The sequence below is a fragment of the Enterobacter sp. SLBN-59 genome (assembly GCF_024807915.1).
Lineage (GTDB): Bacteria > Pseudomonadota > Gammaproteobacteria > Enterobacterales > Enterobacteriaceae > Enterobacter > Enterobacter asburiae_B.
In genome coordinates, this window is sequence record NZ_JANUFI010000001.1 from 1 (window position 1) to 18862 (window position 18862).

Annotated in this window: 16 protein-coding genes and 1 riboswitch; of the genes, 9 read left to right on the top strand and 7 right to left on the bottom strand. The window is 52.9% G+C overall.

What is annotated here, in order from left to right:
• The 3 genes from M2422_RS00005 to M2422_RS00015 all read left to right on the top strand — a co-directional run.
• The coding region (locus M2422_RS00005; RefSeq protein ID WP_259139229.1) for a sensor histidine kinase at positions 1–1586 on the top strand (1586 nt) is incomplete at its 5' end.
• On the top strand, positions 1580–2299 hold the full coding sequence (btsR, locus tag M2422_RS00010) for a two-component system response regulator BtsR (protein WP_023312443.1): 720 nt from the start codon (positions 1580–1582) through the stop codon (positions 2297–2299). The genes M2422_RS00005 and btsR, both read left to right, overlap by 7 nt.
• A 46-nt stretch (positions 2300–2345) precedes the next feature.
• Positions 2346–2816, top strand: a complete 471-nt coding sequence (locus M2422_RS00015) for a DUF1456 family protein (RefSeq protein WP_064672825.1) — start codon at positions 2346–2348, stop codon at positions 2814–2816.
• Between the two features lie 106 nt (positions 2817–2922).
• Here M2422_RS00015 and metG read toward each other — a convergent pair whose 3' ends face one another.
• On the bottom strand, positions 2923–4956 hold the full coding sequence (metG, locus tag M2422_RS00020) for a methionine--tRNA ligase (RefSeq protein ID WP_064672824.1): 2034 nt from the start codon (positions 4954–4956) through the stop codon (positions 2923–2925).
• A 166-nt stretch (positions 4957–5122) separates the two neighbouring features.
• On the opposite strand from metG, the gene apbC reads away from it, so the two are divergent.
• Positions 5123–6232, top strand: a complete 1110-nt coding sequence (apbC, locus tag M2422_RS00025) for an iron-sulfur cluster carrier protein ApbC (protein WP_033146008.1) — start codon at positions 5123–5125, stop codon at positions 6230–6232.
• Between the two features lie 95 nt (positions 6233–6327).
• On the opposite strand, the gene M2422_RS00030 is transcribed toward apbC, so the two are convergent.
• Together M2422_RS00030 and M2422_RS00035 are read right to left on the bottom strand one after the other, a co-directional pair.
• Complete coding sequence (locus M2422_RS00030; protein WP_231113495.1) at positions 6328–6783, bottom strand: GNAT family N-acetyltransferase; 456 nt, start codon at positions 6781–6783, stop codon at positions 6328–6330.
• On the bottom strand, positions 6758–7090 hold the full coding sequence (locus M2422_RS00035) for an RcnB family protein (RefSeq protein WP_023336316.1): 333 nt from the start codon (positions 7088–7090) through the stop codon (positions 6758–6760). The genes M2422_RS00030 and M2422_RS00035 overlap by 26 nt, the downstream gene beginning before the upstream one ends.
• A 485-nt stretch (positions 7091–7575) precedes the next feature.
• On the opposite strand from M2422_RS00035, the gene M2422_RS00040 reads away from it, so the two are divergent.
• From M2422_RS00040 to M2422_RS00055, 4 genes are all read left to right on the top strand, one after another.
• Complete coding sequence (locus tag M2422_RS00040) at positions 7576–8715, top strand: polysaccharide export protein (RefSeq protein ID WP_033146007.1); 1140 nt, start codon at positions 7576–7578, stop codon at positions 8713–8715.
• Positions 8715–9149, top strand: a complete 435-nt coding sequence (locus M2422_RS00045) for a protein-tyrosine-phosphatase (protein ID WP_033146006.1) — start codon at positions 8715–8717, stop codon at positions 9147–9149. Before M2422_RS00040 ends, M2422_RS00045 begins: the two co-directional genes overlap by 1 nt.
• A gap of 14 nt (positions 9150–9163) precedes the next feature.
• Positions 9164–11344 carry a polysaccharide biosynthesis tyrosine autokinase gene (locus M2422_RS00050; RefSeq protein WP_064672822.1) on the top strand — a complete coding sequence of 727 codons (2181 nt, stop codon included), beginning with the start codon at positions 9164–9166 and terminating at the stop codon, positions 11342–11344.
• Between the two features lie 76 nt (positions 11345–11420).
• Positions 11421–11936 carry a protein disulfide oxidoreductase gene (locus tag M2422_RS00055; RefSeq protein ID WP_064672821.1) on the top strand — a complete coding sequence of 172 codons (516 nt, stop codon included), beginning with the start codon at positions 11421–11423 and terminating at the stop codon, positions 11934–11936.
• 36 nt (positions 11937–11972) lie between these two features.
• Here M2422_RS00055 and M2422_RS00060 read toward each other — a convergent pair whose 3' ends face one another.
• From M2422_RS00060 to M2422_RS00075, 4 genes are all read right to left on the bottom strand, one after another.
• Positions 11973–13439, bottom strand: coding sequence for an aspartate aminotransferase family protein (locus tag M2422_RS00060; protein ID WP_023312433.1), 1467 nt, complete (start codon positions 13437–13439; stop codon positions 11973–11975).
• A gap of 18 nt (positions 13440–13457) precedes the next feature.
• The gene (locus M2422_RS00065; protein WP_014884533.1) at positions 13458–14834 is read right to left on the bottom strand and encodes a diaminobutyrate--2-oxoglutarate transaminase; all 1377 of its coding nucleotides are present in this window, start codon (positions 14832–14834) and stop codon (positions 13458–13460) included.
• A gap of 313 nt (positions 14835–15147) precedes the next feature.
• The gene (locus tag M2422_RS00070; protein WP_259139289.1) at positions 15148–15582 is read right to left on the bottom strand and encodes a hypothetical protein; all 435 of its coding nucleotides are present in this window, start codon (positions 15580–15582) and stop codon (positions 15148–15150) included.
• A gap of 210 nt (positions 15583–15792) precedes the next feature.
• Positions 15793–16668, bottom strand: a complete 876-nt coding sequence (locus tag M2422_RS00075) for a YadA C-terminal domain-containing protein (protein ID WP_228467094.1) — start codon at positions 16666–16668, stop codon at positions 15793–15795.
• 631 nt (positions 16669–17299) lie between these two features.
• Positions 17300–17396: riboswitch (TPP riboswitch) on the top strand.
• 67 nt (positions 17397–17463) lie between these two features.
• Here M2422_RS00075 and M2422_RS00080 point away from each other — a divergent pair.
• Positions 17464–18822, top strand: a complete 1359-nt coding sequence (locus tag M2422_RS00080; protein WP_259139292.1) for an integrase — start codon at positions 17464–17466, stop codon at positions 18820–18822.
• The last annotated feature ends 40 nt before the right edge of the window (positions 18823–18862 follow it).

Here is an 18862-nt window from a genome sequence, read left to right on the forward strand (position 1 = left end):
TGCAGGTTACCGTACGTCTGCCGCATAAGCTGCTCTGCTACGTTACCTTCTCTATTTTCTGCATTATGGGGACCTATTTTGGCCTCCATATCGAAGACTCTATTGCCAACACGCGCGCTATCGGCGCGGTGATGGGCGGGCTGCTGGGCGGTCCCGTCGTCGGTGGGCTTGTCGGCTTAACCGGGGGTCTGCATCGCTATTCCATGGGCGGAATGACGGCGCTGAGCTGTATGATCTCGACGATCGTGGAAGGGCTGCTCGGCGGCCTGGTGCACAGCTACATGATCAAACGCGGCCGCCCGGATAAAGTCTTTAGCCCGCTTACCGCCGGTGCCATTACCTTTGTGGCCGAAGTGGCGCAGATGGCGATCATTCTGCTCATTGCCCGTCCGTTTGAAGATGCGCTGCACCTGGTCAGCAGCATTGCCGCCCCAATGATGGTCACCAACACCGTGGGTGCGGCGCTGTTTATGCGCATTCTGCTCGACAAGCGCGCCATGTTTGAGAAGTACACCTCGGCGTTTTCCGCCACGGCGCTAAAGGTCGCCGCCTCGACCGAAGGGATCCTGCGCCAGGGGTTTAACGAAGAGAACAGCATGAAGGTCGCGCAGGTGCTTTACAAGGAGCTGGATATCGGCGCGGTGGCCATAACCGACCGCGAGCGGCTGCTGGCCTTTACCGGCACAGGGGACGATCACCATCTGCCGGGTAGACCGATCTCCTCAGCCTATACGCTGCGCGCCATTGAAACCGGTGAGGTGGTGTATGCCGACGGTAACGAAGTGCCTTACCGCTGTTCGCTGCATCCGCAGTGCAAGCTGGGCTCCACGCTGGTGATTCCGCTGCGCGGGGAAAATCAGCGGGTGATGGGGACTATCAAGCTGTATGAGGCCAAAAACCGTCTGTTCAGCTCCATCAACCGCACGCTGGGGGAGGGGATAGCCCAGCTGCTGTCCGCGCAAATCCTCGCCGGGCAGTATGAGCGGCAGAAAGCCCTGCTGACGCAGTCCGAAATTAAGCTGCTGCACGCTCAGGTCAACCCGCATTTCCTGTTTAATGCCCTCAACACGCTCAAAGCGGTGATCCGCCGCGACAGCGATCAGGCCGCGCAGCTGGTGCAGTTTCTGTCGACCTTTTTCCGTAAGAACCTGAAACGGCCGTCTGAGATCGTGACCCTCGCCGATGAGATTGAGCACGTGAATGCCTATCTACAGATCGAGCAGGCGCGTTTCCAGTCGCGCCTGCAGGTGTCGCTCTCCGTTCCGGACGAGCTGGCGTATCAGCATCTCCCGGCCTTTACCCTGCAGCCTATTGTCGAAAACGCCATTAAACACGGCACGTCACAGCTTCTGGGAACGGGGGAGATAACCATTGCCGCCAGCCGTTTCAACCACCATCTGGTGCTGGATATTGAAGATAATGCCGGGCTTTACCAGCCTTCCGCCTCGGGCGGTTTAGGGATGAGCCTGGTGGATAAACGCCTGCGCGCCCATTTTGGCGACGACTGCGGCATTACCGTCGCCTGTGAGCCAGACCGATTTACCCGTATTACCGTACGACTGCCGCTGGAGGAAAACGCATGTTAAGAGTGCTGATTGTGGATGACGAGCCGCTGGCACGAGAAAACCTGCGCGTTCTGCTGCAGGAGCAGCCCGATATTGAGATTGTGGGGGAGTGCGCGAACGCCATTGAGGCCATCGGCGCGGTGCACAAGCTGCGCCCGGACGTGCTGTTCCTCGATATTCAGATGCCCCGCATCAGCGGGCTGGAGATGGTCGGCATGCTCGACCCGGCGCATCGCCCCTATATCGTGTTTCTGACGGCGTTCGACGAATATGCCGTTAAGGCCTTTGAGGAGCACGCGTTTGACTATTTGCTCAAGCCGATCGAAGAGAAGCGTCTGGAAAAAACGCTCACCCGTTTACGCCAGGAGCGAACCGTACAGGACGTCACGCTGCTGCCGGAAAACCAGCAGCCGCTGAAGTTTATCCCCTGCACCGGGCACAGCCGGATTTATCTTCTGCAGATGGATGATGTGGCGTTTGTCAGCAGCCGCCTGAGCGGGGTATTTGTCACCAGCGCGGAAGGGAACGAAGGGTTTACCGAGCTGACCCTGCGCACGCTGGAGAGCCGCACGCCGCTGATCCGCTGCCACCGCCAGTATCTGGTGAACATGGCGCACCTGAAGGAGATCCGCCTGGAAGATAACGGCCAGGCCGAGCTGGTGCTGCGTGCCGGGCAAACGGTACCCGTCAGCCGTCGCTATCTCAAGAGTTTGAAAGAGGCGATTGGCCTGTAAAGCTGGTACACTGCGCGCCATTGCATCATCGACATTCGAAGGCTCTATGCTAAGTAACGATATTCTTCGTAGCCTGCGCTACACCCTGAAAGCAACCAATAACGACATGGTGCGCATTCTTGCGCTGTCGGACATGGAATCCACTTCTGCCGGTTTCGATACCTGGATGACCAAAGAAGATGAAGAGGGCTTCGTTCGCTGCCCGGACATCATTCTGTCGGGTTTCCTGAACGGTCTGATTTACGATAAGCGTGGCAAAGATCCGGCCGCGCCGGAGCTGGCGCTGGAGCGTCGCGTGAACAACAACACGGTGCTGAAAAAGCTGCGCATCGCGTTCTCGCTGAAAACGGACGATATTGTGGCGATCATGACGGAGCAAAAATACCGCGTATCCGTACCGGAAGTGACCGCCATGATGCGCGCGCCGGATCATAAAAACTACCGCGAGTGCGGCGATCAGTTTCTGCGTAACTTCCTGCGCGGGCTGACCCACCGGGTGCATCACCCGAAGGTGTAAAGGCGGTAGGGGGCGGCCTGATGCCCTCACCCCGACCCTCTCCCACGGGGAGAGGGAGAAAACAAAACGCCATAAAAAAAGCCGGAGATTATCTCCGGCTTTTTTGTTATTTCACCTGCTGGCCAGGCTTCGCGCCTTCGTCAGGGCTTAACAGGAAGATATCTTTCCCGCCGGGGCCTGCGGCCATCACCATCCCTTCAGAGATGCCGAAGCGCATTTTGCGCGGCGCCAGGTTCGCCACCATCACGGTCTGACGACCGATCAGCACCTGCGGATCCGGGTAGGCTGAACGGATGCCGGAGAAGACGTTACGCTTCTCGCCGCCCAGATCCAGCGTCAGGCGCAGCAGCTTGTCAGAACCTTCCACGAATTCCGCGTTTTCGATCAGCGCCACGCGCAGGTCGACTTTGGCGAAATCGTCAAAGGTAATGGTCTCCTGAATCGGATCGTCTGCCAGCGGGCCGGTCACCGGTGCCGCAGCCGCTTTAACCTCTTCTTTAGACGCTTCCACCAGGGCTTCAACCTGCTTCATCTCGATGCGGTTGTACAGCGCCTTGAAGGTGTTCACCTTGTGGCCGAGCAGCGGCTGCGCCATGGCATCCCAGGTCAGTTCGGTGTTCAGGAACGCTTCAGCGCGGGATGCCAGCTGCGGCAGAACCGGCTTCAGGTACGTCATCAGCACGCGGAACAGGTTGATGCCCATGGAGCAGATGGCCTGCAGATCGGCATCGCGACCTTCCTGTTTGGCGACAACCCACGGTGCCTGTTCGTCCACATAGCGGTTTGCCAGGTCGGCCAGGGCCATGATTTCGCGCACGGCTTTACCGAACTCACGGGTTTCCCAGGCTTCGCCAATGGTGGCTGCCGCGTCGGTAAAGGTTTTGTACAGGGCAGGGTCAGCCAGTTCAGCCGCCATCACGCCGTCAAAACGCTTGGCGATAAAGCCCGCGTTACGGGAGGCCAGGTTTACCACCTTGTTGACGATGTCCGCGTTCACGCGCTGCACGAAATCTTCCAGGTTCAGGTCGATATCGTCGATGCGGGAAGAGAGCTTCGCGGTGTAGTAGTAGCGCAGGCTGTCCGCGTCGAAGTGGTTCAGCCAGGTGCTGGCCTTAATGAACGTCCCGCGAGACTTGGACATCTTCGCGCCGTTCACCGTCACGTAGCCGTGAACGAACAGGTTGGTTGGCTTGCGGAAGTTGCTGCCTTCCAGCATCGCCGGCCAGAACAGGCTGTGGAAGTAAACGATGTCTTTACCGATGAAGTGATACAGCTCGGCCGTGGAATCTTTCTTCCAGTATTCGTCGAAGCTGACGGTGTCGCCACGCTTGTCGCACAGGTTTTTGAAGGAGCCCATGTAGCCGATTGGCGCGTCCAGCCAGACGTAGAAATATTTGCCCGGCGCGTTCGGGATTTCAAAGCCGAAGTACGGCGCATCGCGGGAGATATCCCACTGCTGCAGGCCGGATTCGAACCACTCCTGCATTTTGTTCGCCACCTGTTCCTGCAGCGCGCCGCTGCGGGTCCACGCCTGCAGCATTTCGCTGAAGGACGGCAGGTCGAAGAAGAAGTGCTCGGAGTCACGCATGACGGGCGTTGCGCCGGAAACCACGGATTTCGGCTCGATAAGCTCGGTCGGGCTGTAGGTCGCGCCGCACACTTCGCAGTTATCGCCGTACTGGTCCGGGGATTTACATTTCGGGCAGGTGCCTTTGACGAAACGGTCCGGCAGGAACATGCCTTTTTCCGGATCGTACAGCTGAGAGATGGTGCGGTTTTTGATAAAACCGTTCTCTTTCAGACGGGTGTAGATCAGCTCCGACAGTTCGCGGTTTTCGTCGCTGTGCGTGGAGTGATAGTTGTCATAGCTGATGTCAAAGCCAGCAAAATCAGTCTGATGCTCCTGACTCATTTCGGCAATCATCTGCTCCGGGGAGATCCCCAGCTGCTGCGCTTTCAGCATGATCGGCGTGCCGTGAGCATCGTCCGCACAGATGAAGTTAACCTCGTGGCCGCGCATTCGCTGGTAACGGACCCAGACATCAGCCTGGATATGCTCCAGCATGTGGCCGAGGTGGATTGAGCCGTTGGCGTACGGGAGTGCGCACGTTACCAGAATTTTCTTCGCGACTTGAGTCATAGTAGGCATTACTTCTTTTAACTGTGAAAAGGGTTTTTGATGTTACCCGAAAGGTAATAACTACGCCAAGTGATAAGGGCATTAATCCATAAATGAATAATTGTTACCTCTGGGGTAAACTTGGTAATTACACGTCTTTTTTCAGAACAACTACAAAGGAGTCGGGATGAGTTCTCAATCCCAGGCCAAATCACCGGAAGCCTTACGAGCAATGGTCGCCGGGACGCTGGCTAACTTTCAGCATCCAACCCTGAAGCACAATCTCACTACGCTGAAAGCGTTACACCACGTTGCCTGGCTGGACGATACCCTGCACATTGAGCTGCAGATGCCGTTCGTCTGGACCAGCGCTTTTGACGCGCTGAAAGAGCAGACCAGCTCTGAGCTGCTGCGTATTACCGGTGCGAAGGCGATCGACTGGAAGCTGAGCCACAGCATCGCCACGCTGAAGCGCGTGAAAAACCAGCCTGGCGTGAACGGCGTGAAAAATATCATTGCCGTCAGCTCGGGCAAGGGCGGGGTAGGGAAATCTTCTACCGCCGTTAACCTGGCGCTCGCGCTGGCAGCGGAAGGGGCAAAGGTCGGTATTCTGGATGCGGATATCTACGGTCCGTCTATTCCTAACATGCTGGGCGCGGAAAACCAGCGCCCCACCTCGCCGGACGGGACCCACATGGCGCCAATTATGGCGCACGGTCTGGCGACCAACTCCATCGGTTACCTGGTGACTGACGATAACGCCATGGTCTGGCGCGGCCCGATGGCCAGCAAAGCGCTGCTGCAGATGCTGCAGGAGACGATGTGGCCGGATCTGGATTATCTGGTGCTGGACATGCCGCCGGGCACCGGTGACATTCAGCTGACGCTGGCGCAGAACATTCCGGTCACGGGGGCGGTCGTCGTGACTACGCCGCAGGATATCGCGCTGATTGACGCCAAAAAAGGCATCGTGATGTTCGAGAAGGTGGAAGTGCCGGTGCTCGGTATCGTCGAGAACATGAGCGTGCACATCTGCAGCAACTGCGGTCACCACGAACCTATCTTCGGTACGGGTGGTGCAGAAAAACTGGCCGCGAAGTATCACACCCAGCTGCTGGGGCAGATGCCGCTGCACATTACCCTGCGTGAAGATCTGGACAGCGGAAAGCCCACGGTTGTCAGCCGTCCGGACAGCGAATTTGCGGAAATGTATCGCCAGCTGGCGGGACGCGTTGCGGCGCAGCTCTACTGGCAGGGCGAAATCATCCCGGGGGAAATCGCGTTCCGCGCGGTGTAATTCCTCAGCTCCTAATTGCCGGGTGGCGCTTCGCTTACCCGGCCTACAAATGGCACCATCACGTAGGTCGGGTAAGGCGAAGCCGCCACCCGACTTTAACTCAACCGATAGTGCATCAAATAATACTCTCCGTCCGGAGAATTACCCGTCGCCTCTATGTGCCAGCCGTGTCGCTGGTAAAACGCAATAGCCTGCGCATTCTTCACCAGACACTTAAGCGAACCCGTACTGGTAAAAGTCTTCTGTACGTGTTCAAGCAACTCATGCCCGACGCCCATGCTCTGATATTGCGGATCGACAAACAGGTTGTGCAGGAAATTATCGTTCGTCCAGACGGAGGCAAAACCCAGGCGATGACCGTTCTGAACAGCAACCCAAATCACTTCGTCGCAGGTTGCCGCGTCAAAGTCTTCAAGCTGCCAGTCCGCGCTGTCCAGCCATGGCCAGGCTTCACGCCGGGCGTGGAGGTAGAGCGTGCGCAGGAAAGGGCGGTCGCTTTCCTGCCAGGGGCGAATCAGAATTGCGTTAGCGGTGATAGAAAATATCTCCATTGTAGGCTTTGTAGATCTTGCCATCAGCATCGCCGATCAGCACGTAGTTCTCACCCATGTAGGTCCAGTGGGTTCCGGCATCCGGAGCCGGCAGGTTACGCAGCTGATACTGTTTGATGGTGTACTCCGGCGTTTGGTACTGCGCCGGCGCCGTGTCGCCAATCTTGAATTTCGTAAAGTCAGCGATGAACTCTTGTTCTTCATAGGCCTTGATGCCCGATGGCGCAGCGGCCGTTTGCGGGGCAGCGAATGCGGATCCCGCCAGAGACAGTAATACACCCAGAAGCAGCAATTTACGCTTAGCCATTTTTTCTCCAGTGATATCGTTACAGATACTTTTCGTCTGCAGGTCGTGCAAAGCGGAGCAGACAGTCCATTTTAAGTATCAACGCAGGGTATGTTTGAGAAAAAATGTAACAAAAGTGGACGGTTTTGTGTAGTCAAACTGGATGATGTTTATCATTGTGGTGAATATTTTCTGTGTAATGTATTTTTAATATTTATTATTTCATTCATCAATTCTAAAAATAACTTTCTAAGTCAAAATTGGACTTCTATACGAATGCTTTCTCACTCAACAAGATTTAATATCGTCGTCGGGTGAAACGTACTCACTTACTTTTTAGAAGACTGAGTATTCTCATTGTTTTTACTAGAGAGCTGATGGGTTGCGGTTAATTATGCCATAAACTCATGTTAAGGAAAATAAATAATTAAATTTCATGGTGTTAGCTCGAATCTCTTTGCAGGTTTAACAATAAACATAACGTTAAAAAACTAATATTTATATAAATGAAAAATATAACTGCATTTTCTCTTTTATTTCTTACTGTTAGTCAGTTGGCAGGGTGTGTTTTTTCCTCAGGTCAGAACTTAAGCGTATCCGGGAAAAAAGTCATTTCTGTGGAAGAGAACAATTATCAGCTTGATAAGCGCGTGGAGATTTTTCCACTGACGCCGGGATTAATTGAAAAACTACTTCCGACCGTGTCGAAATCTCAGGCAAATCCTAATCTGGATGAGCAGATCAAAAACTGGGAATACCGTATTGGCACAGGCGACATCCTGACGGTCACCGTCTGGGATCACCCTGAATTAACGACGCCCGCGGGACAATATCGTAGTGCGAGCGATGCCGGCAACTGGGTCAACGCCGATGGTACGCTCTTTTATCCCTACGTCGGTAAGCTGCGGGTGGCGGGAAAAACGGTTTCACAGGTACGTGAAGAGATTACATCTCGACTGGATAAAGTCATTGAGAGCCCGCAGGTGGACGTCAGCGTTGCCGCCTTCCGTTCCCAAAAAGCCTATGTCACCGGAGAGGTCGAAAAATCAGGCCAGCAACCCATAACCAATATTCCGCTGACGGTGATGGATGCGGTTAACGCCGCTGGCGGTCTTTCTGCGGATGCCGACTGGCGTAACGTCGTGCTGACGCATGATGGCAAGGACTCCCGCCTTTCGCTCTATGCACTGATGCAGCATGGCGATTTGATGCAAAATAAGCTGCTTTATTCGGGCGATATCCTGTTTATTCCCCGAAACGACGCGCTGAAAGTGTTCGTGATGGGCGAGGTGGTTAAACAGAGCACGCTTAAGATGGATCGTAGCGGCATGACGCTGGCCGAAGCCCTGGGCAATGCCGGTGGGCTTAACCAAAATATGGCTGATGCAACCGGCATTTTTGTTATCAGGCAGGTAACGGAAAAAGGCGACACGGGCAAAATTGCCAACATCTATCAACTCAATGCGGAAGATGCCTCAGCCATGGTGCTGGGTACGGAATTCCAGCTGGAACCGTATGACATTGTCTACGTCACCACGGCACCGTTATCACGCTGGAATCGCGTGATCTCCCAGCTGGTGCCTACCATCAGCGGCGTCCATGACCTGACCGAAACCGTTCGTTACATCAGATCGTGGCCGCAGTAATGTTCCAGTCAATCTTAGTGGTCTGCACCGGCAATATTTGCCGTTCACCGATTGGTGAGCGGCTGTTGCGACAGCAATTACCCGGCAAGCAGGTGAACTCGGCAGGTATTTTGGGGCTTGAGGGGCATCCGGCGGATGCGGCTGCGCAGGCTGTGGCCCGGCGTCATGGCGTTTCGCTGGAGGGGCATATTGCCCGCAAGGTGACGCGTAACCTGTTGCAACAAGCCGATTTGATCCTGGTGATGGGGCCGGAACACCTCCGTTTCATTGCCACAATGGCCCCGGAGAACCGGGGAAAATCGCTGCTCTTTGGACAATGGCTGGACATCAGGGACATTCCCGACCCTTACAACAAAAGTCGTGAAGCCTATGAATATGTTTTCGAGCAATTGGGAAAAGCCAGTCAGGAATGGGCTCGTCGTTTGAGTCAATAAGGAATGATGCCGTTATGTCGTCTTCTAAATCAGAGAAATATAAGGCTGCGACACCGCAGAATAATGAGATCGATCTTCTTCAGTTGCTTGCTGAGATGTTTGATCACCGGATGACGATCGCGTGTGTCACGCTCCTGCTCACGGTATGTGCGGGGATATATGCGTTCAGCGCCACGCCAGTTTATCAGGCTGATGCCCTGATACAGGTTGAAGCGAAGCAGAATAACTCACTGCTCAAGAACCTGACTCCGTTCGGGCCCGATCTCTCACCTGACGTCGCGCCGGAACTTTTACTCCTTAAATCACGGATGATCCTGGGAGAAACCATCGATCAATTAGGGTTGACGTACTACGTCAGGCGGCGCGTGTTTCCCGTCATCGGGCCTTTGTTAGAATACGTGCAGGGACGTAAATCCGCTGAAATAACGATCGGCGCGCTGACTATTCCCCTTCTGGAAGGTAAGCCACAAACGCTTTTACTCACCGTACGGGAAAAAGGGCGATATCGTCTTGAGGGAAAAACGCTTGAAGCAGACGGCATCGTGGGGAAAACGCTGGTTAAAAATGGATTATCGCTTCTGGTGACATCCCTCAGCGCGGAACCAGGCACCCAATTTACCCTCGAAACCGTCTCAAGGCTTGACGCCATCAACGCCATTCAGAACAGGCTTACGGTTGTTGAGTCGGCGAAACAGAGCGGCATGATCGCATTAACGTTAATGGGTGAAGACCCCGCCAGGATCGCCACGGTACTTAATACCATTACTGAAAATTTTCTCAGCCAGAATATTGCGCGCCAGGAAGCGAAAGATTCCCGCAGCCTCACGTTCTTACAGGAGCAATTACCTAAGATCAGCCGGGAGCTGGATGAATCCGAAGCGAGACTGAATGCCTACAGAGAGCAACGCGATTCTGTCGACTTATCTCTGGAGGCAAAGTCAGTGCTTGATCAGGTGGTTAACGTGGAAAACCAGCTTAACGAACTGACGTTTCGCGAAGCAGAGGTTTCCCAGCTTTTCAAAAAGGACCATCCCACCTACCGTGCCTTGCGGGAGAAGAAACAAACGCTTGAGCGGGAGCGTGCGCGCCTGAATAACCGCGTCTCATCCATGCCTTCCACGCAGCAGGAAATCTTGCGCCTGAGTCGTGACGTTGAATCCGGGCGTACCATATATCTGCAGCTGCTGACGCGTCAGCAAGAGCTGAGTATATCGCGCTCCAGCGCTATCGGGAACGTGCGGATCATTGACCCCGCCATGACGCAGCCAGAGCCGATCAAACCGCGCAAAGCGCTAATTATCGTACTGGGTATGCTGATGGGGTTGATGCTCTCTGCCGGCATGGTTTTAATGCGCTCAGCCTTTAATCGGGGCATTACCTCGTCTGAACAACTGGAAGTGCAGGGGATACCGCTTCTGGCGACGCTTCCGCGCTCGGTGTGGCTCTGGAAAAAAACGCACCTGCGCAGGAAAACCCTGTTTGCTTCCCGATGGAAGCACAGGACGTCGAATGTTCCTTTTTTGCCCGTTGACCGCCCGGCAGATATGTTTGTCGAGGCGGTGCGCGGGCTGCGCACCAGTCTGCATTTTACCATGATGGATGCCACAAACCGGATCGTCGTAGTGTCTGGCCCCACGCAGGACTGCGGAAAGACGCTGGTCAGTACTTCACTGGCGTCGATTGCCGCTCAGGCCGGACAGCGAGTGCTGTTTATTGACGCTGATATGCGCAAGGGATATGTCCACAGTGTTTTCCAACTGCGCAATCATCGGGGATTATCCTGCGTGCTCGGAGGAGCCGTTGAGTGGCAGGAGGCGGTTCAACGCGTTGAAAAAGGCGGTTTTGATGTATTGACCTGCGGACCCCAACCTTCACATCCCGTTGAGCTGCTCATGAGTGAACGCTTCCAGGCCGTAATGTCGCAGATAGACAAACTGTATGACATCGTGATTGTCGACACCCCACCCGTGCTTGCCGTAACGGATGCCTTGCTGATAGCCAGAGCAGCGGCGACCACGCTTCTGGTCGCCCGCTTTGGTAAAACCAGCGTCAAGGAGATCGAGAACTGCCTGAAGCGTCTGCAGCAGATGGGTGTGCAGGTGAATGGCGCGATCCTCAATGATATCGTGAAATCGGCTGCGCTCTATTACAACTCGGGATATAGCCATTACGACTACGGTTATACCCAGGAGTAAACCTGACGCGACATTTCTTTACAGCGTGATGGCGTATTGCCCGTTAAGATGACCTTCGTTAAAACATGAGGTCACAATGGATAACCGCAAAATCAGTCGACTGCGCCGCTGGGTGCGGGAAGGGATCATATTCGTTCTGCTGACGCTGGCCGTAGTGTGGGGTGTTGATCGGTACCGAAAACCGACACTCCCCGCCAGTTTTAGTGCAACACCGATGCAGAGCATCGACGGCAATATTCACGATATCGCGGCGCTGAGCCAGGAACGCCCGCTGCTGATTTACGTCTGGGCCACCTGGTGCAGCATATGCCGTTACACGACGCCTTCCGTTAATCAGCTGGCAGAAGAAGGCGGGAACGTGGTGAGTATTGCCATGCGTTCCGGCGATAACGCAAAGCTTGCGCGCTGGGTTGAAAAGAAACAGCTGAAAATGCTGGTGATCAACGATGAAAACGGTGCGTTGTCGCAGCAGTGGCAGGTGAGCGTAACGCCGACGCTGGTCATTGTGTCGAAGGGTAATGTGGTCAGCACCACGACGGGCTGGACGAGCTACTGGGGTTTAAAATTAAGGATGTGGTGGGCAGGCGTTTAAAAATAACCCCTCTCCCGGCGGAAGAGGGGTGCTGTATTACTTAGCCAGAACTTCCTGCGCGGTGCGCTCAACCAGAGACAGCAGGATTTTAATATCTTCCAGCGTCACGGTTGGGTTCAGCAGCGTCAGCTTCAGGCAGGTGACGCCGTTGTGCTCGGTCACACCAACGTTCGCACGGCCGGATTCCAGCAGCGCATCACCAATTTTCTGGTTCAGCAGGGCGATGCCCGCGTCATCCATCTGCACCTGTCCGCGGAAGCGGAACAGAACGCTTGCCAGCTGTGGCTGCATAACCAGTTCCAGAGCAGGCTGCTCTTTCACGTAGGCCGCAACCTGCTGCGCCAGGGTCACGCCGTGATCGATGATCGCCGCGTATTGCTCCTGCCCCAGCGCTTCCAGGCTCATCCACAGCTTCAGCGCGTCAAAACGACGGGTGGTCTGCAGAGATTTTGACACCAGGTTAGGCACGCCGGCTTCTTCGTCGAACTCGGAGTTCAGGTAGGCCGCCTGATAGCGCATCAGCTCATAGTGACGCGCTTCTTTCAGCAGGAACGCGCCGCAGCTGATGGTCTGGAAGAACTGCTTGTGGAAGTCCAGAGTGACGGAATCCACCAGCTCGATGCCGTCCAGGTAGTGACGATACTGCTCAGACATCAGCAGCGCGCCGCCCCAGGCCGCATCAACGTGTACCCAGATGTTCTGCTTCGCGGCCAGCTCTGCAATCGCACGCAGCGGGTCGATAGCACCGGCATCGGTGGTACCTGCCGTTGCGACGATCGCCAGAATCTGCTCGCCGTTCGCGTTGCACTGTTCGATTTTCGCCGCCAGATCGGTCAGATCCATGCGGGAGAATTCGTCCGTTTTCACCTGCACGACGGACTGGTAGCCCAGACCCATCAGCGCCATGTTTTTCTGCACGGAGAAGTGTGCGTTTTCAGAGCACAGTACGCGAATTTTGCGCAGATCGCCGACCAGGCCGTCCTGCTGAACGGAGTGACCCTGACGCGCGAAGAACGCATCGCGAGCCAGCATCAGGCCCATCAGGTTGCTCTGGGTGCCGCCGCTGGTGAAGACACCTGCGTCGCCGGCCTGATAACCCACGCGGGTACGCAGCCACTCGATCAGTTTGATCTCGATAATGGTTGCGGACGGGCTTTGATCCCAGGAGTCCATACTCTGGTTAGTAGCGTTGATCAGCACTTCCGCCGCCTGGCTTACCACCAGGCTTGGGCAGTGCAGGTGCGCCACACACTGCGGGTGATGAACGGACAAGCTGTCTTTCAGGAAGAACTCCACGGCGCGTTCAATCGCCGCTTCGTTGCCCAGCCCTTTCGGGTTGAAATCCAGCTTAATACGGTCGCGCAGCTCTGCGACCGTTTTGCCCTGGTACATCTCAGGCTGTTTCAGCCACTGCATCACAGCCTGAGTGCTTTGTTCGATCGCCTGCTGGTAAGCTTCAATGCTCTGCGCAGAGGAGAACAAAATTGGGTTTGAATCAGACATCGTAATCAATAACTCCGGTTACGCCGGGCGAACGCCCGCAGCAAGCAGTGCCTGCTCAAATTTATCCAGGAAGATTTTCAGCTCTTCGTCGCTGATCAGCAGAGACGGCAGCAGACGCAGAACGATACCGTTACGGCCGCCGCGCTCCAGAATCAGACCGGCTTCGAAGCACTTCTTCTGAATCAGTGCAGACAGCTCGCCGTCGCCCGGGAAGCAGCCCATGTGGTCAGCGGCTTCGTGTGGCTTAACGATCTCAATACCGATCATCATGCCCAGACCGCGCACGTGGCCGATAACAGGATAGCGTTTCGCCATCTCTTTCAGCTGGCCTTTCAGCCATTCGCCCTGAGCGGCAACTTTGCCCGCGATGTTCTGATCTTTCAGGATTTTCAGCGTCGTCAGGCCGGTCGCCATCGCCAGCTGGTTGCCGCGGAAGGTACCGGTGTGGTGACCTGGTGCCCATGCGTCAAACTGCTTTTTAATACCGAGAACGGCCAGCGGCAGACCGCCACCTACGGCTTTAGACATCACGATGATGTCTGGCTCAATGCCCGCATGCTCGAAGGCGAAGAATTTACCGGTACGGGCAAAGCCAGCCTGAACTTCGTCGAGGATCAGCAGAATGCCGTGTTCCTGAGTCACTTTACGGATGCGCTGCAGCCACTCAGCCGGAGCCGGGTTCACGCCGCCTTCGCCCTGAACGGCTTCCAGAATCACCGCAGCAGGTTTACGCACGCCGCTTTCAACGTCGTTGATCAGGTTATCGAAGTAGTACGTCAGCGCTTTCACGCCCGCTTCACCACCGATACCCAGCGGGCAACGGTACTCGTGCGGGTAAGGCATGAACTGCACTTCTGGCATCATACCGTCTACCGCTTCTTTCGGAGACAGGTTGCCGGTCACAGACAGCGCGCCGTGGGTCATACCGTGGTAACCACCAGAGAAGCTGATGATACCGCTACGACCGGTCACTTTTTTCGCCAGCTTCAGCGCCGCTTCAACGGCGTCAGCACCGGATGGACCGGTGAACTGCAGGCAGTACTCTTTGCCCTGACCAGGCAGCAGAGAGAGCAGGTATTCAGAAAACGCGTCTTTCAGAGGCGTAGTCAGATCCAGGGTATGTAACGGCAAGCCGCTGGTAATGACATTTTGGATGCTTTTCAGCACATCAGGATGGTTATGGCCAAGCGCAAGGGTCCCTGCGCCTGCTAAACAGTCAAGGTATTCTTTATTATCTGCATCGGTGATCCACACGCCTTCTGCTTTAGTGATGGCTAAAGGCAGTTTGCGCGGATAACTCCTGACGTTAGATTCAAACTCGGCCTGACGGGCCAGATAGGTTTCGTTGCTTTTGTGGGCATCTACGGTGTCAATACGGACTTTATCCGTCATCATATCACTCCTACAACCGCCGCTTCGTTATGAGCCACGATTGAATAAAAAGTTAAAAAACAGATGGGGGCCTGAAAAAAACGCCGCCAATATAGAGCCTTTTGCCACGGGGCTCAATGGTTAATTTGTTTACTGTTTTGTGACATGGCGCTCAGGGGAGGGGATATCCCCTTTTTAAGAAAGAAAATTGCACTTTATGGTAAAGAAAAACAGACTGTTACGTGTGTTCTGCCCTGACTGTAAATTCATAAAAAAGAGTGTGACAAATCGTGCCATTCGCTGACCGAAAAGGAGGCAGACTGCCTCCTTGTTCGCTTTATTTCTGCGACACCTGCAAAATGCCGTGGTTACGCCCCGTCGTCTTATTCCAGGACGCCGCCGTAATGCCGTTCTCATCAATGCTTAGCGATATAACAAAACCATTACCGTGAATCTCATAGAAATGAGCATTCAGACGCTGAACGGTGGCCTTTTTGCCGTTAATGGTGGCGTTAAAAAAGCCATTTGAAATCGTGGCGTTAACCGCATCCGATGTAAAAGTGGTTTCACGCAAAGGGTCGTGGCCCGCAGCTGTTGCGTGCTGCGCCGCATTTTGGGCTTTTGTTTTGTGGATATCACAAGAGCCGTCATTCGCGTTCATCTCAGTACATCCTGAACGTTCTAATTGAGCACGATAGTGCGCGTTAATCGCATGAGCCGGTGTTGTCGCTACCGTCAACATCAGTGCAATCCATATTAATTGAGTTTTCATGGCTAAACTTTTGTCCACCTTATAAAACGCACAGATAATAGGAGACGTACATCATGCCGATCCAAATACCGACGCCAATGAGCATCAGATACAGGGTCGCTGAAATAATGATATGTCTGAGCATGTTTTTTCTGTCATCGCTATTCTTGCCGGAGGCAATCAGGGTATTAACTTAATGGCGTAAGTTAATAATGCTTAAGTTGTATTTCGTTAAAAGCCCATTCCGACGCCAACTGACGCTCCCATATTATTGGCGGTATCATCAGAGAAGCTCACTTTCGCGATCACATGTGAACTAAAGTTAACGGATGCCCCAACGGCAAGGGCGCTTTCACTATTGTATGTGGCTCCGCCAGCAGAGAACATAACATGCTGATTCGTTTGTACCTGCGGTAATCCTGCCATCGCCATGGCACCTGAAATGCCGGCATTAGCTTGCTTCTTATTATTATCTACTTCATCGTGCAGTGATTTAAATTGCTGGTTGGTATTATTATTCATTGCCTGTAACGTCTGTTTCGTTGCCAGCAGATCCTGAGCGGTAGCGGTAACCGCCTGGGTATTATTAGCCACTTTAGTTTGTGTTGCTGCGTCTACCTGCATGTGCGTCACGGTGGTCGTCACGCCATCTTTGCCATCTACGCCGTTAGTGGGTTTAGGAGCACTTTCCAGGCTATCAAGACGGTTATCTTGCACTTTGTTAACGTTTTCCATATTGATAATTTCTGTGCCGTTCGTCATGACGCCCTGTAAAGCCGCATCGCTTTTTTGATTGGCGGTATCTGCAAGCGCGCCAGCAAGCAAGGCTTTTTGGTAAGCGTCATTTGTGGCTTGCTCAATAACCAAAACACCTAATTTAGTGGATTGAAGGTCGCTATCCACCTGCGTTAAGCGATTTTCAGTTGAGAGATCGCGAGCAATGCTATCGACCCTGTTTTGCGTAATTTGGTCTTGATGGTCATTCACAATATCTGTGATTGATGCGTCATCCCAAACGGCAGCAGCAGCGTTGGTAATATTCATGGCGCTACCGGCGACCACCCCAAATATAAAAACAGAAATAACAGATTTATTGAAAATTTTCATTCGAAGGACTCACATCATTAACGTATTAAAAAACAAAATTAATCAGAACAGTTTTGGCTTTAGTGGCATGTGGATATCTGTATTTCCATATCTCAATACAGGATATTCAATGCCCGGACCTTTTTTAGTAGCGTGAATAAACTATCGATTAAACCCAAATTGATGATTTTGATCTAAATCATAAATGATATGAATAAATGAAAGGGCAGGGTGCGGTATCGAGGAGGTTTATTTAATGTATACATTAACTTATGGATTATGCGATAAATCCAGGGGAGCGTTAAGCTATTGATCAAAGTACAAATGTTTAATAGAGTTAAATAAATTAATACTGTCTTATTCTTTCATGCGAAAGAAGTTTCCCTATCTTATAAAAGCGTAATGAGCACGTAATAAAAAATAAAAATAATAGTCTCAGTAAAAGTACGTAATAAAGTTTTTCAATAACGTATTAACAATTACTGAACCAGAATTAACTAAAGCGTAATAAATGTTGGCAAATAACGGGAAAGAGCGCCTGGAGATTTCCGCGGTGACAACGGCGTGATAAATCGAAACTCCTTGCGCCTGGCCTGGGGGCGCGGTTACACTACATAACGTTAATGATTTTTATAACTCACTGTTTTAAAAGTATTTTGACTCGGGGTGCCCTTCTTTGTGAAGGCTGAGAAATACCCGTATTACCTGATCTGGATAATGCCAGCGTAGTCCTGGCAATTATCCAAGATATAAATCAAAGACTTATCTGCGATTTTCGAACCGTTTTGTTTAGCCGATCACATCGAGGCTCACGAAATGGGACACCAGACCATACGCCACACCATTAAACGTAACGGGGTTTATTACGTTCGTTTTCGCCTGCCTGATAATAAGTTTTTCCGTAAGTCGTTAGAGACTGACAGCCACACCCAGGCGCAGTTGCTCATGTCTTTTGCTTCTCCTGTAATTCCACTGGTTCAACGTGGAACCATCCAACCGGATCACTTCGGTAAGCGTCTTTCTGAGTATGGCAATAGCCTGAAGCAGCAGAATGAACAATGGCTGGCACAACAATTTCTCAGTGAAGAACGGCGCAATCTTCAGCCGATAGTTGTTCAGGAATACCACGAGGTTGTTGCGCCTTCAGAAGATGAGGAAGAACAAACAGAAGCACAGTCAAAGGATGTGTTAACACTGGCTGGCGCTTGGAATATGTACAAAAAGGAAAAAGCCCAAAACTGGACGAAGGCAATTTCACAGGCTAATGAGCGCTTTATGGAAGTCATGTTCATTGTCCTCGGTGCATCAACAGACGTAACGACGATAACCAAGCAGGACATCAAGCAGGTGATGGAAGTTGTTGAAAACTTGCCAAAGCGTGTTGTGCAGCCTTATCGGTCAATGACGGTTCAGCAATTGATCGAGTGTGATGATGTGCCACCTGAAGATTTGGTTGGCGCTGAGTCTATCCACAAACATTTGAAGATTTACAAATCGCTGTTCAAAACCTTCCTGACTGACAATAAAGATATTTTGGAGAAGTCTCCGACTGATGGAGTGGTCGCCTCACCATCTAAAGCAAGGTTTGGTGCATATAGCGCAGCAGAAATGAGAAAGTTTGTGGGGTGGGCGCTCAAGCAGCCTGACGGGTGGCAGAAGTGGATCACTCTTTTGTTGGCGTATACGGGAGCCAGAAGAGGGGAGATCGCCAAGCTGGAGAAATCACAGATCAAATTTGATGAAGATAGCCAGCGGCACTATCTCCTGATCGCGGAAGGAGGGCAGGGGAAAACCGAAAACGCTACAAGGCAGGTGGCGATCCATCCCAAACTGATCGAGTGGGGTTTCCTTGATTTTGTTAACCGCCAATGGAAAGAGAAAATCTTCTCGCCTGTGTCGGGTAAGAACATGCCGAAGATAGGCAAAGTTTTAGCGGATGTCCGCGATCAACTTGGCATCCCGTATCTTGATGACTATGGACAACGGCGTCTAGTTCACAGTTTCCGGCATACCATGATTTCAACCTGTTTAGCTGGCTGGGTTGGCAACTTAGCGCACTTGCAGCAGGTTGTAGGGCATGAGAAAAGCGGGGTAGGGATCACTAGAAGATACTTACATATTTTTCCTCTGAAAACTGTGTGTTACGTCATTGATGGATTGTGTTGGAATGGCTAATAATTTGGGTGATGTCATAGTTTTACTGAATTTTCAGTGA

What these genes read in the sequence shown, in the direction of transcription:
- M2422_RS00015 (WP_064672825.1), top strand. Translation starts at nt 2,346, where the DNA reads ATGCTAAGTAACGATATTCTTCGTAGCCTGCGCTACACCCTGAAAGCA.
- M2422_RS00075 (WP_228467094.1), bottom strand. Translation starts at nt 16,668, where the DNA reads ATGAAAATTTTCAATAAATCTGTTATTTCTGTTTTTATATTTGGGGTG.
- M2422_RS00070 (WP_259139289.1), bottom strand. Translation starts at nt 15,582, where the DNA reads ATGAAAACTCAATTAATATGGATTGCACTGATGTTGACGGTAGCGACA.
- M2422_RS00065 (WP_014884533.1), bottom strand. Translation starts at nt 14,834, where the DNA reads ATGATGACGGATAAAGTCCGTATTGACACCGTAGATGCCCACAAAAGC.
- metG (WP_064672824.1), bottom strand. Translation starts at nt 4,956, where the DNA reads ATGACTCAAGTCGCGAAGAAAATTCTGGTAACGTGCGCACTCCCGTAC.
- M2422_RS00035 (WP_023336316.1), bottom strand. Translation starts at nt 7,090, where the DNA reads ATGGCTAAGCGTAAATTGCTGCTTCTGGGTGTATTACTGTCTCTGGCG.
- M2422_RS00045 (WP_033146006.1), top strand. Translation starts at nt 8,715, where the DNA reads ATGTTCCAGTCAATCTTAGTGGTCTGCACCGGCAATATTTGCCGTTCA.
- M2422_RS00055 (WP_064672821.1), top strand. Translation starts at nt 11,421, where the DNA reads ATGGATAACCGCAAAATCAGTCGACTGCGCCGCTGGGTGCGGGAAGGG.
- M2422_RS00030 (WP_231113495.1), bottom strand. Translation starts at nt 6,783, where the DNA reads ATGGAGATATTTTCTATCACCGCTAACGCAATTCTGATTCGCCCCTGG.
- btsR (WP_023312443.1), top strand. Translation starts at nt 1,580, where the DNA reads ATGTTAAGAGTGCTGATTGTGGATGACGAGCCGCTGGCACGAGAAAAC.
- M2422_RS00050 (WP_064672822.1), top strand. Translation starts at nt 9,164, where the DNA reads ATGTCGTCTTCTAAATCAGAGAAATATAAGGCTGCGACACCGCAGAAT.
- apbC (WP_033146008.1), top strand. Translation starts at nt 5,123, where the DNA reads ATGAGTTCTCAATCCCAGGCCAAATCACCGGAAGCCTTACGAGCAATG.
- M2422_RS00080 (WP_259139292.1), top strand. Translation starts at nt 17,464, where the DNA reads ATGGGACACCAGACCATACGCCACACCATTAAACGTAACGGGGTTTAT.
- M2422_RS00060 (WP_023312433.1), bottom strand. Translation starts at nt 13,439, where the DNA reads ATGTCTGATTCAAACCCAATTTTGTTCTCCTCTGCGCAGAGCATTGAA.
- M2422_RS00040 (WP_033146007.1), top strand. Translation starts at nt 7,576, where the DNA reads ATGAAAAATATAACTGCATTTTCTCTTTTATTTCTTACTGTTAGTCAG.